This window comes from Bacillus sp. JNUCC-22 (genome assembly GCF_018861275.1).
Classification (GTDB): Bacteria; Bacillota; Bacilli; order Bacillales; family Bacillaceae; genus Bacillus; species Bacillus velezensis.
In genome coordinates, this window is record NZ_CP076408.1 from 698274 (window position 1) to 711742 (window position 13469).

14 protein-coding genes are annotated in these 13469 nt (G+C 45.8%); 10 read left to right on the forward strand and 4 right to left on the reverse strand.

Annotated features, from left to right (window positions below; genetic code table 11):
- Positions 1-86: 86 nt before the first annotated feature.
- The 3 genes from JNUCC22_RS03595 (at position 87) to JNUCC22_RS03605 (ending at position 1731) form a co-directional block, all read left to right on the forward strand.
- Positions 87-620 carry a GNAT family N-acetyltransferase gene (locus JNUCC22_RS03595; RefSeq protein ID WP_007408935.1) on the forward strand — a complete coding sequence of 178 codons (534 nt, stop codon included), beginning with the start codon at positions 87-89 and terminating at the stop codon, positions 618-620.
- Between the two features lie 44 nt (positions 621-664).
- Positions 665-928 carry a YesK family protein gene (locus JNUCC22_RS03600; RefSeq protein WP_039062746.1) on the forward strand — a complete coding sequence of 88 codons (264 nt, stop codon included), beginning with the start codon at positions 665-667 and terminating at the stop codon, positions 926-928.
- Positions 929-1041: 113 nt separating this feature from the next.
- Positions 1042-1731 (forward strand): YetF domain-containing protein, encoded by a 690-nt coding sequence (locus tag JNUCC22_RS03605; RefSeq protein ID WP_020953931.1) that lies wholly within the window; start codon positions 1042-1044, stop codon positions 1729-1731.
- A 32-nt stretch (positions 1732-1763) separates the two neighbouring features.
- Here the strand turns inward: JNUCC22_RS03605 and hmoA are convergent, their stop codons facing one another.
- Complete coding sequence (hmoA, locus tag JNUCC22_RS03610) at positions 1764-2090, reverse strand: heme-degrading oxygenase HmoA (RefSeq protein ID WP_003155696.1); 327 nt, start codon at positions 2088-2090, stop codon at positions 1764-1766.
- Between the two features lie 84 nt (positions 2091-2174).
- Positions 2175-2537 carry a VOC family protein gene (locus tag JNUCC22_RS03615; RefSeq protein WP_007408938.1) on the reverse strand — a complete coding sequence of 121 codons (363 nt, stop codon included), beginning with the start codon at positions 2535-2537 and terminating at the stop codon, positions 2175-2177.
- A gap of 161 nt (positions 2538-2698) precedes the next feature.
- On the opposite strand from JNUCC22_RS03615, the gene JNUCC22_RS03620 reads away from it, so the two are divergent.
- From JNUCC22_RS03620 to JNUCC22_RS03635, 4 genes are all read left to right on the forward strand, one after another.
- Positions 2699-3565, forward strand: coding sequence for an STAS domain-containing protein (locus JNUCC22_RS03620; RefSeq protein WP_007408939.1), 867 nt, complete (start codon positions 2699-2701; stop codon positions 3563-3565).
- 314 nt (positions 3566-3879) lie between these two features.
- Positions 3880-4053 carry a YezD family protein gene (locus tag JNUCC22_RS03625; protein WP_003155693.1) on the forward strand — a complete coding sequence of 58 codons (174 nt, stop codon included), beginning with the start codon at positions 3880-3882 and terminating at the stop codon, positions 4051-4053.
- Positions 4054-4082: 29 nt separating this feature from the next.
- Positions 4083-4385 (forward strand): FMN riboswitch-binding regulator RibR, encoded by a 303-nt coding sequence (locus tag JNUCC22_RS03630; RefSeq protein WP_007408940.1) that lies wholly within the window; start codon positions 4083-4085, stop codon positions 4383-4385.
- Positions 4386-4475: 90 nt separating this feature from the next.
- Positions 4476-5120 (forward strand): Bax inhibitor-1/YccA family protein, encoded by a 645-nt coding sequence (locus JNUCC22_RS03635; protein WP_012117028.1) that lies wholly within the window; start codon positions 4476-4478, stop codon positions 5118-5120.
- Positions 5121-5158: 38 nt separating this feature from the next.
- On the opposite strand, the gene JNUCC22_RS03640 is transcribed toward JNUCC22_RS03635, so the two are convergent.
- Positions 5159-5671: a MarR family winged helix-turn-helix transcriptional regulator gene (locus JNUCC22_RS03640; RefSeq protein ID WP_007408942.1), complete on the reverse strand. Its 513-nt coding sequence runs from the start codon at positions 5669-5671 to the stop codon at positions 5159-5161.
- Positions 5672-5821: 150 nt separating this feature from the next.
- Here JNUCC22_RS03640 and JNUCC22_RS03645 point away from each other — a divergent pair, with 150 nt between their 5' ends.
- The gene (locus JNUCC22_RS03645) at positions 5822-6943 is read left to right on the forward strand and encodes an FAD-dependent oxidoreductase (RefSeq protein WP_043021006.1); all 1122 of its coding nucleotides are present in this window, start codon (positions 5822-5824) and stop codon (positions 6941-6943) included.
- A 220-nt stretch (positions 6944-7163) separates the two neighbouring features.
- Positions 7164-8741, forward strand: coding sequence for a DUF262 domain-containing protein (locus JNUCC22_RS03650; protein WP_216062137.1), 1578 nt, complete (start codon positions 7164-7166; stop codon positions 8739-8741).
- A gap of 68 nt (positions 8742-8809) precedes the next feature.
- Here the strand turns inward: JNUCC22_RS03650 and JNUCC22_RS03655 are convergent, their stop codons facing one another.
- Positions 8810-9871, reverse strand: coding sequence for a DUF3900 domain-containing protein (locus JNUCC22_RS03655; protein ID WP_172614522.1), 1062 nt, complete (start codon positions 9869-9871; stop codon positions 8810-8812).
- A gap of 164 nt (positions 9872-10035) precedes the next feature.
- Here JNUCC22_RS03655 and JNUCC22_RS03660 point away from each other — a divergent pair, with 164 nt between their 5' ends.
- Complete coding sequence (locus tag JNUCC22_RS03660; protein WP_039062753.1) at positions 10036-13218, forward strand: bifunctional cytochrome P450/NADPH--P450 reductase; 3183 nt, start codon at positions 10036-10038, stop codon at positions 13216-13218.
- Positions 13219-13469 lie beyond the last annotated feature (251 nt).

The window sequence follows — 13469 nt, forward strand, 5'->3', positions numbered from 1 at the left end:
GGCCCTCAAACACGACGGCTGTTTTTTTCCTTTCTGCGTTTGGTCTATAATGAAGGTGTCGAATATTCTGATTACAGGAGGATTTTATGACACCTTTTACGATTACGGAGGAGAAGGCGGGGGCATTCCGGGTCACCTCCGCCCGGAAAGATGATGCAAAAGAGGTCATGGATCTGCTCGTGCAAGCGGCAGAATGGCTTCGCGATAAAGGGTCGAACCAGTGGAGCGGCCTTCTGCAAGGGGAAGATACCCACAATATGCGGGAGGCGATCGCCCAAGGGTATGTTTTTTTATTCAGGCAGAATGAAGAGCTGGCCGGCGTCGTCATGCTGCTTCCCGAAGCAAGCGGGTGGGACAGACGTCTTTGGGGCGATGAAGGACATGAGGAGTCCGTATATCTCCACCGGCTGGCGATTAACAGGCGGTTTGCAGGGGCGGGGCTCGGCCGGACAATCATGACTTGGGCGGAGACGGGTGTGTCTTGTCCGGGAAAAACGAAAATCCGGCTCGATTGCGTGTCCGAAAACAAGGCGCTTCAGTCGTTTTACAGCGGAATGGGGTACGAATCAAAAGGACCCGCGCCGGGTTATCATTTGTTTGAAAAAAAGGTGAGCAAATAAAAAGCTACTCATGACGGAGGTGCAAAAGACATGGGGTTTTTTTTCTGATCTGTCTGGCCGCATTTTGTCTTAACTTTGCCGTATCGGCTGTGCTCCGCAAGAAATGGCCGAAAAAGATGTGGCCTGAGTGCCCTTTGGCGGTGCTGGGCCTGACTGCTTTCGGTACGGTTGTTTACAGCATTTTCGGTGTCGGCGGCTGGGAAGGAATGGGCTTGGGGCTTGCCGCGATGTTTGCGGGTTCCGGAGCGGCTGCCGGTTATGCCGCTGAGGTGTGCTTACGGGTCGTCAGATCGAATCAAAAACAGTAAGCAGAAGTGAAAAAACGCGGCCTCGGCTGCGTTTTTTTGTGTGTTGCCGGCCGCTGTATAGAAAACAGGCGAATGTCCATAATGGTAATGACTTTTAAGAAGAAGGTGCGAATATGGGACATTTACTTACAGTGGCTTGGGAGTTAGTATGCGGTTTGGGTATTTTATTTGTGATTTTAAAATTGCTTGGAAAAACTCAATTCTCGCAAATTACGCCGTTTGATTTTATTTCCGCGCTCATCCTCGGCGAACTGGTCGGAAATGCGGTGTATGATAAAGGCGTCAGGATTTTTGAAATCATTTTTGCCTCTCTGTTATGGGGGGTTTTAATTTATCTCATCGAACTGATTACGCAGAAAGTAAAAAGCTCCAGAAAGCTGTTGGAAGGCGAGCCGAGTATTATCATACATAAAGGAAAACTGAAATATGATGTGCTGAAAAAGAATAAGCTGGACATTAATCAATTGCAAAGCCTTCTCAGACAGGCGAATTGCTTTTCCATACAGGAAGCGGAGTACGCGATTTTAGAAACAAACGGGATGGTCAGTGTCCTGCCGAAATTTCAATATGACACGACGAAAAACGGCGACATGCAAATAAAGCCGAAGCAGGTCTCTTTGCCGGTCACGCTGATTATTGACGGCGAAGTGCTGTATGAAAATCTGAAAGAAGCCGGGCTGGAAGAAAAGCAGCTGAATCAGGAGCTGAAAAAGCTGAACATCAAAAAAACGGAGGATGTGCTGTATGCGGAATGGAAGCCCGATAAACCGCTGTTTGTCCTGCCGTATGAGGAGAAAAAATAAAAAGAGCATTGCCCTGGGGCAAATGCTCTTTATTATTTTTCGTGTACGCCTGTTTTAACGGCTCTGACATGATACATACCGACATCCGTCCCAAGCATATAATCAGGTTTCGGCTTGCCTTGGTTTGCTTTGTGGGCCGCGATGTGGTCTTCGCTTTTTTCCCATTGTTTCCAATGGTCTTCAGACTCCCAGCGGATTAACACGACGACTTCTTCATCACCGCGGCGGACTTTTTTTTCCAGGACCGTTACGTCTATCAAACCTTCCTGCTTTTCAATCACGCCTTCTGAACTGAAGCGTTCGATTACTTTGTCGGCATGTCCTTCTTTTACGGTCATTTTTCTGATTTGCACAAACATCTGGCAGCTCTCCAATCATTTTCACGCTTTATCCAACATTTTAAATGAAAATGATTCTCAAAGTCAATTAAGGTGCATGACGGATTACGATTTCAGGAGAAAGACATGACCATCCTCATCTTTAAATTGCACGAAGCTGCCCCATTCCATTTGTTTCGGTTCATCTAAAAAGGTGATGCCGTTCTTTTTCATCTGTTCGTATGCGGCAAAGACATCTTCACACTCAAATACGATAGAAGCCTTCATATGCTCGGCCCCTTTCATCATCGATTTCGGATAAATAACCAAATGAGTGGCGGCCCCTTTGGGCGCTACCTCAAGCCAGAAGGCGCCCGGGCCCATCGGATGCTCGGCGACGGTTTCAAACCCCGCTTTTTCCGTCCAGAATGTTTTCGCTTTTTGCTGATCATCAGTGTATACGGCGACTGTCGCGATTTTTTTGATCATCATACTGACCTCCTGTTTCATTTCTTTTATAGTGTATCCTCCTGCCGAAAAAAGCAATCAAAAGCTTTAATGTGCAGGCTTTTTTTAATTTCTCTAGTACGATCGGCGATTCCGATTTATAATTTAGACAAAAGTACATATTCTTGAAAGAGGAGACGGCAGTGAACAAAGACCAATTACTTCATGATTATATTATTACACATTCGGCAGAGCTGACGGAAAAATGGCTCAAGCTGAGACGGAAGCTGAGAGGGCGTTTTTATTCTGCGGATCAATTAAGTGAGGAAATGAAACGGCTGCTGATCGAGCAGCATACCTTTACAAACACGGTCATCGCAAGCGCTTTTTTGGAGGATCCGGCCGTTTTTCAGCATAACAAAGAAAAATGGGCCGCACAGGTAGCGAAAAGCAGAGTGGAGCAAGACGCGGAGGTTCATGAGGTCGTTGAGGCGATCGGCAATTCAAGAACCGTCTTTTGGGAGGCGGTCACCCGTTTTATGGATGAGCATCAGGACATCGTAACAAACGAGGATGCCCGCCGCTGGAATCACCTTGTCAACGGCTCGTTTGATCAGCTGATGACGGATTTTACTGAACAGTTTCAGAAATTAATGATCGCGAGGCTGTCATCTCAGCAGGAGCTTATTTCCGAATTGAGCTGTCCGGTTATTTTGATCGCGGATACGATCGGCACTCTGCCGCTCATCGGCTCGATTGATACGAGACGGGCACGCGTGATTTTGGAGTCGGTGCCGGAAAACTGTGTCGCCAAACGGATCACAAACCTTGTGATTGATCTGTCCGGTGTGCCCATTGTCGATACGATGGTGGCGCAGCAATTGTATATGCTGTCGAAAACGTTATTTCTCCTCGGCATCAGAACCGTGTTTTCCGGCATTCGGCCTGATGTGGCACAGACTTCTATCCAATTGGGGCTTGATTTTTCAGAGTATCAAACTTACGGCTCCCTGGAGCAGGCGCTCGCCAGCATGGGCGTCACATGTGTGATCGAGGAAGCAAAAGCATAGTAAAAAGGTGCTCCGGCCAGAGGCGGGGCGCTTTTTTTGTCAGCGGAAAACAACGTAAATATGTCGGAACGTGAAGATTGCGTTCTTAAAAAGAGCAATATGACGCCTTGGGAGTCGATTTCGGGATGACACGGTTTATATCAAAGCGAAGGAAGTGAAAGTTTTCGCAAAGAAAACATATCCAAAAATTGTGTAAATGTTATTGATTTCTGAATGAAAACATAATAGTATAATTATATATTTCTTATCAGAATAGTATGAATTAAAACACTCATTGTCAAAAGACGAACGGCCAGACATAAAGGGGGAGCATGATGACGTCCAAAGGAAACGTAGATCCGCATGTGATCGAAAAGATTATCAGCGCGCTGGAAACGCTCGATTTCGGGACAGTTCAGATTACGGTTCATAATTCCCAAGTGACACAAATTGATAAGGTGGAGAAATATCGATTTTCCCTGAAGAGCAAAGAAGTAAAACAATCTTAAAAAACAGCCAATGACAGGAGGCGGTACATATGAAGCATTCAACTGTTCCTTTCCGGGAGAGCCGGTATCTGCACCTGCCCGAAGTGCGCTTTCTGCATTGGTGCACGAAGCAATACGGCATTAACAAAGGCGTGCTCAATACAATTGACGGCTGGTTTTATGATGCGGGCGTCATTCCGATTCCCGTCAGGCGTCTTTATGTGCTGGCATTTCTCGATTTCGCGAAAACGCCGGGGCAGAAGGGGAATATCCGATTCGGGCACGGCGGCTTGACGAAAAAACTGCATGATTTCATGGATATGCAGGAATGCGCAGCAAAACGTCAGGCCTGACATCCTTAAAATCTTCTTAAAATCATGCAAATTTCTCCCATTTTATTTATAATAGACCTATCACGATCATTTTTTGGGAGGACTTTTGACATGCAAACTGCTGCTTATGAGAGCAAACAATCTATTATGCAGCGCATTATAACGGTATTTGTGTTTACACTGTTAGTTGCGACAATCGGCCTGTATACGGGTCAGTTCATTCCGCCGGCATTGATGCTGCCGCTGTCGATCTTAGAGGTCGTCATGATCATCGCCGCATTTTGGCTGCGCCGAAAAAAAGCCGTCGGATATGTGTTTGTCTTTTCATTCGCTTTCATTTCCGGAATGACGCTGTTTCCGATTATCAGCCATTATGCGTCCGCAGCGGGGGCCTATGTCGTATTGGAGGCATTCGGTTCATCGTTTGTGATTTTTGCGGTGCTCGGCACGATCGGCGCTAAGACGAAAAAGGACTTGTCGTTTTTATGGTCCTTCTTGCTTGTCGCTGTCATCGCGCTTCTCGCAGTGGGGATCTTTAATATTTTCAGCCCGCTGAATTCCGCCGCCATGATGGCGTATTCCGTCATCGGGACGATTGTGTTTTCAATGTACATCTTATACGATCTGAACCAGATCAAGCACCGGGACATCACGGCTGACCTGATTCCTTTGATGGCATTGACGCTTTATATCGACTTTATTAACCTGTTTATCAACCTGCTACGGTTTTTCGGAATTTTAAACAGTGATGATTAACCGCGCGAAAAAGGCGCCCTGCTGAGAGGGGCGCCTTTTTATGTTCTGCCGCCGGAAAACAGCAGAAGCTTATCAAATAATACTTCAAGCATTTTTGTCAATTCCGCTTTTTGTTCAGCGGTGAAGCTTTCCATGACTCCTGAAATGTTGGAGAAGTGGCCGGGAAGAAACAGCATCAGCTTTTCTTTTCCTTCTTTTGTGAGTTCGATGCTGATTTTTCGTCTGTCGCCGGTATGCCGGCTGCGGTTTACAAAGCCGTCCCGTGCGAGTCCGTCGATCAATCCGGTGATGGTCGCTTTGGTGACGTTGGATTTTTTCGCCAGCTCTGTCGGACTCAGGCTGTGTCCGGGTGCGTCAAACAGAAACATTAAAATTTTGAATTTCCCTTCGGACAATCCGTGACTTGAGAAATAATGCTCCATGACCTGATTCATTTTTTTAGACATATCAAATAACGTCAAAAATGTTTTCAATGATTCAGCATCCATATCGGCGTAAATCTCAGCGCGTCCGGCAATCTGCGAGTAATCCGGCAAATGTCTCAACTCCATTTTTGTAAGCCTTCGTACCATTTTAGTGATTCAAAGTATAAGCTTGCCGGATTCAAAAGGCAACTTATAAAGATTGACAGTTTTTCAGCCTATATAGTAAGGTGGCTAATAGTTAATAAGTGATAAATAAATAGAGAAGGCGGTATCGTGATGAACCATGAAGTGAAAAAGATCATCATAGCGGGCGGAGGGATCGGCGGCCTGTCCGCAGCGATTTCTCTCGGCAGAGCGGGTTTTGAAGTGACCCTTTGCGAGGCGGCGTCCGACATGCGAAAAAGCGGAGCGGGCATTCTCCAGCCTCAAAATGCGCTGCGGGTGCTTCGGGAAATCGGTGTGTATGATGAATGCTGTCAACACGGCTTTCAAACGGAATGGCTGAAGCAGCATGATGAAAACGGAACGCTGCAGTTTAAAGTGAGTGAGGCGTTTTTAGATGATTCATTGCCGGGGCGGAATAATATATTGCGGCAAACGTTAAACGATATCCTCAAAAAGCATGCTGAAGCGGCGGGGGTCACGATTCTGCCCGGTAAAAAAGTCGTGTCTTACGAAGAAACGGCAGATGAAATAACGGTGCATTGTGCAGACGGAACCGCGATGACGGCTGACATCCTCGCCGGCTTTGACGGCATCCGCTCCGCTGTCCGCGATCAAATGCTGCAAAGAGAAGTGAAAACAGAGTATCTCGGCATGGGAGCGCACAGATTTTACATTTCTTTTCCCGAGCCGATATTTCATGATTCGACACTGATGTATAAAAAAGGGCAGACGCAGGTCGGAGTCGTGCCGCTCTCTGAAAAAACAGGATACGTATTTATCATCCGGCCGTATGACGCTGACTTCAGGGATGACGAGGACACGCGTTTTGAACGGGTGAAAGACTTGCTGCGCGGAATTCCGGGAGTGAAGTTTGTGACAGAGAATATGTCAAAGGAATATCCCGTTTTGTTTCATAAGATTGAGCAGATGGCGGTCAAAGAACCGTGGCACAGAGGCCGCGTCGTTCTGGGCGGGGATGCCGTCCATGCAGGAGCGCCGACATTGGCGCAGGGAGCGGCGATGGCGATTGAAGACGCGATTGTGCTTAGTGAAGAACTGCAAAAACACGAAAACCATGAAACTGCATGTCAAGCATACTTCGAAAGACGGGCGGAGCGGGCATTACAGGTGCAGAATCTATCATCTGAAATCGTCCGCCGCGAGATAAAGGGAACGCCCGGAGTCCAAGACATCATCGGTGCATGCTATCGATTGCTCAAAGAGCCTTATTAAATAAAGAAAGTCCAGAACATGGCGTCTGGACTTTTGTCAGTCTTGTTCAGATTTATTCCGTATCTTTAATATATTTATGACTTTGTTAATGTTAATAAAGTCTTGAAATACCCTTAGTATTTAATATATAATAATTTATGTGTAAATGGAAATAATTTATATGGAAATTATTATATATTAAATGCTCTTTAATGAGTATTTATGGGAATGAGAGGATAAAATGGCTGAACCTATCTCTATTAGAAATGTAATAAATAAAGTAGTATCAGGAGAAATAAGAATTCCCTCTTTTCAACGGGACTATGTTTGGACATCAGAACAAGTTGCTTTTCTATTAGACAGTTTATATAAAGGTATTCCTATTGGTAATATATTTCTTTGGAAAACGAGTGAAAAATTAAAGATTGAGAAGGATTTTGGGAACTTTATTCTTCCAGAACCTGAAAAAGATTATCCAATTAAATATGTGTTAGATGGACAGCAACGTTTAACATCATTATTTACAGTTTTTCAAAGTCTGATTGAACCTACAAAACAGAATCATAATTGGTCTGATATTTATTTTGATTACACAGCGGATGAAAACATTCAGGAAAGTCTTTTTATCCCCCTTGCACCAGAAGAAGTTGATCTAAATAAACATTTTCCAATGAATGCAATGTTCGATTCTGTCAAATACCGAAAGGCCACAGCAGAAATAAACTTAGATTATTTAGAAGTCATTGACAAAGTTCAAGAAAAATTTAAAGAGGTAATGCTTCCTGTTCAAGAGATTGAAACTGAGGACAAAGGTAAGGTAGCTATTGTATTCGAAAGAATAAATAGAGCAGGAACGGAGTTAAATACATTCCAATTATTAACGGCGTGGACATGGAGTTCAGAGTTTGATCTGCAAGAAGAGATAGAAAAGTTAGTCGATGATCTCGATGAATTTGGATTTGGAGAGATTTCGGAAGACAAAGACCTTCTGTTAAGGTGTTGTAGTGGAGTGATCTTAGGAGAAGCTTCGCCTCTTTCTATAATGTCTTTAAATGGGGAAGAAGTTAGAAAGAATTTTGAAAAAATAAAAAATGGAATAAAAGGTACAATCGATTTTCTACAAAGGGAATTAAATATTGAATCAATAAAAATAATGCCATATACTTCAATGATTGTTAGTCTAACAAGGTTCTTTGCGTCGGATAAAAAAAATGGTAATCTATATAGTGATAAGCAAAGACGTGAATTGTTAAGGTGGTTCTGGAGATCGTGTTTCTCCCGTCGATATTCAAGTGGTGTCACACAGAAACACAAACAGGATCTATTAGCAATGGATGAATTAAGAAAAGATGAGAATAGAAAAATATCAGGGTTTGAATGTGAAGTGTATGAAAGCTTTTTTAACGAAAATCAATTTAATTTAGGCTCTGTAAACACAAAAACTTACATAATTGCGTTAGCAAGTAAAAAACCTTCATCATTTATATCTGGAGCAAAAGTTGATTTAAGAAGAGTGTTGAAAAATACTAGTAGAACCGAGTTTCATCACATATTTCCTAAAAATTTCTTAAAAAATTCAGGTAAGAATAATAAAGAAATTAATGTTTTAGCAAACCTTTGTTTTCTTAACAATGCAGATAATCAAAAAATTAAAGATAAGTCACCTCATTCATACAAGGATTTATTACCAGCGGATCGCCTTCAAGATATTTTAACGTCCCATTTATGTCCAAAGAATATGTTTGATTTAGATTATGACCAATTCATAAGACTACGTGCTAAAATTTTAACGGATTATGTCAAAGAATTAACCAGATAAATATCAATTTATAAAAGTAGAATGCTTTATATAGCACTCTACTTTTTATTTTTTAAAAGTCTCTGTTTTCAAGAGTCTTTTGTTATCCGCTCAATCACCTCATGCAGCCCCTCAGGCTTGTGAAACTCCACCGGCGAACTGCCTTTTTCAAACGAGATCGTCTCCGCCTCAATGAGCGCGACATAGCGCCCGTTCACTTTTGCGAGATGGATGGATTCGCCGAAATCAGCCAGTAATCCTTTAATCTCTGTTTCTCCGACTTTCATTTTCAGCTCGGCTTCCGGCGTGTGTTCAATGATCTGCGCGGATGCCTCGATGACTTGATGGGTGTCGAGGCGCTCCTGAATTTCCCGCTTTTCACTCGCTTCCCAAATTTCAATGTCGTGCTCAAACTGCTGAAGCTCTTCGCTGTTTTCTTCAAAAGTTTCATACACGTGTTCCTGCACCATGTTCATGACTTGGTTTTTCATGATTTCCGGCATCGATTCGCCGTATTCGACAAATTTGAGAAAATCTTCGAAATAACGGGCGTGCGAGGCCTGGTGGATTTTCAGCTCATGCTCTTCCGTCATGCCTTCTTCCGGCATATACGGATATTGAATGCTTTTCATGTTTTTTGTCGTGATGGCCATTTCGACCTTTTTAATGAGAGACGAGGCGTCTGAGATGCGGGCGACCTTCGGCTCGAAATCGCATTTCATCATAAAGACGAATTTGTCTTCAAAATACTTGCGCGGAACGGCCGATGCCACGATAAAAACACCGCCGCGCACGGCGCTCGTGTCAAGGTAAGTGCGGACGAACTGCTCGCTTGCTTCGATAAATGCTTCCTTCGTATCCGCAAGTCTGGCGCGGTTGAAAAGGTTGTAATTCGGATTTGAATCAAGCTCATGGCCCGGCTCCGTGATAAAATGGCCGATTTTTGTTGGGACTTGCTCGGATTGCGGATGCCGTTCGGCTTTCCGTTTGACGATTTTCTTCAATTCCCCGTCAAGAAAATCCTTCAGCTCGCTTTCTTCAAATTCTTCCGTGTCAAGGGTCTGGAAATGTTTGAACTGCTTGTTTGCCTGTTCATCTTTTCCTTCCACTTGAATGACATAAAACGATAAAAACTTGATTTCAAAATCCATATGTGAACTCACCTTATTTCTGTATTTAACAAGCCTCTCCAGTATAGAAAAAACCGTTATCGATCGTCAATCCGATGATTGATCCGTGACGGCGGATAATCGGCCGGTGAAAAGGGCACCGTAGTTGGAAGGAACGCATCAACGTGTTAGAAAGGGTGTTATTCATGAAGGAAACAGGTCCGATTCCGCAGCCGAAGACATTCGGCCCGCTCGGCAATCTTCCTTTGCTTGATAAAGACAAGCCTACAATGTCGCTTATCAAACTGGCAAACGAGCAGGGGCCTATTTTTCAGCTGCATACGCCGGCGGGCGCCATTATCGTCGTGTCCGGCCATGAACTGGTGAAAGAGGTTTGTGATGAAGAACGGTTCGATAAAAGCATCGAAGGAGCTTTGGAGAAAGTCCGGGCGTTTTCCGGTGACGGGCTGTTTACAAGCTGGACGCATGAGCCTAACTGGCGAAAGGCGCATAATATTCTGATGCCGACCTTCAGCCAGCGCGCGATGAAAGATTATCATTCGATGATGACTGATATCGCGGTGCAGCTGATTCAAAAATGGGCTAGGCTCAACCCGGATGAGGCCGTTGATGTGCCTGCTGATATGACCCGCCTGACGCTCGATACGATCGGGCTTTGCGGCTTTAACTATCGGTTTAACAGCTATTATAGGGAAACGCCTCATCCGTTTATCAACAGCATGGTGCGCGCCCTTGATGAAGCGATGCACCAAATGCAGCGCCTTGATGTTCAGGATAAGCTTATGATCAGGACGAAGCGCCAATTTCATCATGACATTCAGGCGATGTTTTCGTTAGTAGACAGTATTATCGCAGAGCGCCGGTCAGGCGGCCGGGATGAAAAGGATCTGCTGGCCAGAATGCTGAATGTGGAAGACCCGGAAACGGGCGAAAAACTTGATGATGAAAATATCCGGTTTCAAATCATCACGTTTTTAATTGCCGGCCATGAAACGACAAGCGGCCTGCTTTCCTTTGCCATCTACTTTCTGCTGAAACATCCCCGTGTTTTGGAAAAAGCCTATGAAGAAGCCGATCGGGTTTTGACCGATCCCGTTCCTTCATATAAACAAGTGCTGGATCTGACTTATATCCGAATGATTTTGCAGGAGTCATTGCGTTTATGGCCGACCGCGCCTGCGTTCAGCCTTTATGCGAAAGAGGATACGGTGATCGGCGGGAAATATCCGATCACGCCGAAAGACAGAATTTCCGTCTTAATTCCCCAGCTTCACCGTGATAAAGACGCGTGGGGAGACAATGCGGAGGAATTTTATCCGGAGCGGTTTGAACATCCTGATCAAGTGCCTCACCATGCGTATAAGCCGTTCGGAAACGGTCAGAGGGCGTGTATCGGTATGCAGTTCGCCCTGCATGAAGCAACTCTTGTTCTGGGGATGATTCTGCAGCATTTTACCTTTATCGATCACACCGATTATGAGCTCGATATTAAACAGACACTGACGATCAAGCCCGGCGACTTTCATATCCGGGTGCGGCCGAGAAACAAAGAAGCCGTTGCGGCTGCTCTCCTGGCGGCTGAAAAAGCGGCGGAAGACGTCGAAAAAGAAAAACGGGAAACAAAAGGCGCATCCATTATCGGGCTTGATAACCGACCGCTTCTGATTCTGTACGGATCAGATACGGGAACCGCAGAAGGCGTGGCGCGGGAGCTTGCCGATACTGCCGGGATGCACGGCGTCCGGACTGAAACGGCGCCTTTAAATGACCGGATCGGAAAACTGCCGAAAGAAGGAGCTCTCTTGATCATTACGTCCTCTTATAACGGAAAGCCTCCGAGCAACGCGGGACAATTCGTTCAATGGCTTGAAGAAGTCAAACCCGGGGAACTGGAAGGCGTCCGATATGCCGTCTTCGGCTGCGGTGATCATAACTGGGCGGCGACATATCAGGCTGTACCGAGGCTTATTGATGAGAAGCTTGCCGAAAAAGGGGCGGAACGCTTTTCCTCCCGAGGCGAGGGGGACGTCAGCGGCGATTTTGAAGGAAAGCTTGATGAATGGAAAAAAAGCATGTGGACGGACGCCATGAAGGCATTCGGTCTCAAGCTGAATGAAAATGCCGAAAAAGAGCGAAGTGCGCTGGGTCTTCAATTTGTCAGCGGGCTTGGCGGGTCTCCTTTGGCACAGACGTATGAAGCGGTTTACGCATCCGTTGCGGAAAACAGGGAACTTCAGGCGCCGGAAAGCGGCCGGAGCACAAGGCATATCGAAATCACTCTGCCGAAAGAGGCTGCCTATCATGAAGGGGATCATCTCGGCGTGCTGCCGGTAAACAGCAAAGAGCAGGTCAGCCGTGTTCTCCGCCGGTTCAATCTGAACGGGAATGATCAAGTGCTGCTGACAGCCAGCGGACAGAGCGCGGCTCATCTCCCGCTCGATCGGCCGGTCAGGCTGCATGATCTTCTGAGCAGCTGTGTCGAATTGCAGGAAGCGGCATCAAGGGCTCAAATCCGGGAAATGGCCGCTTATACGGTCTGCCCGCCGCACAAACGGGAATTGGAAGATTTTCTTGAGGAGGGCGTCTATCAGGAGCAAATCTTAACATCGCGCGTCTCGATGCTCGATCTCCTTGAAAAATATGAAGCGTGTGAACTTCCGTTTGAGCGATTTCTGGAGCTTTTGCGCCCGTTGAAGCCGCGGTATTATTCGATTTCAAGTTCGCCCCGGAAACATCCCGGGCAGGCTTCAATTACCGTCGGCGTCGTTCGCGGCCCCGCCCGGAGCGGTTTGGGTGAGTATCGCGGAGTCGCTTCGAATTATTTAGCGGACCGCGGCCCTGAGGATGGTATCGTGATGTTTGTCCGCACTCCGGAAACACGATTCCGGCTGCCGGAAGATCCGGAAAAACCGATTATTATGGTCGGTCCCGGCACAGGAGTCGCCCCGTTCCGCGGATTTCTGCAAGCCCGCGCGGCGTTAAAAAAAGAAGGAAAAGAGCTGGGGGAGGCTCATCTGTATTTCGGATGCAGAAACGATCATGATTTTATTTACCGTGACGAGCTTGAAGCTTATGAAAAAGACGGAATCGTGACGCTTCATACGGCTTTCTCCCGCAAAGAAGGCGTACCGAAAACGTATGTGCAGCACTTAATGGCGAAAGACGCCGGCGCTTTAATTTCCATCCTCGGCCGGGGAGGGCACCTCTACGTATGCGGCGACGGCAGCAAAATGGCGCCCGATGTAGAGGCAACGCTGCAAAAAGCGTATCAGTCGGTCCACGAAACAGACGAACGGCAAGCGCAAGAATGGCTTTTGGACCTCCAGACAAAAGGCATTTACGCAAAAGATGTTTGGGCGGGGATTTGACCGATTTGATGAAAAGGACTGGATGACTCCAGTCCTTTTTCCTTCAAGAAAATGAATTGCTTTCCAATCGATATACATTCGGTTTGTCAGCAATCTGAAGGCTTTGTTGTGAGATCTTATAACAAGATAAGGATGTCTCACAGTGGTGGAAGGATATCAGCGCCAAGAGTCCCATCTGCTGTTTCCAAGACTAAATAGTTGCGCCTATTTTGGATAAAACCTCTTTACAAATATATGGAATTAGAATATAC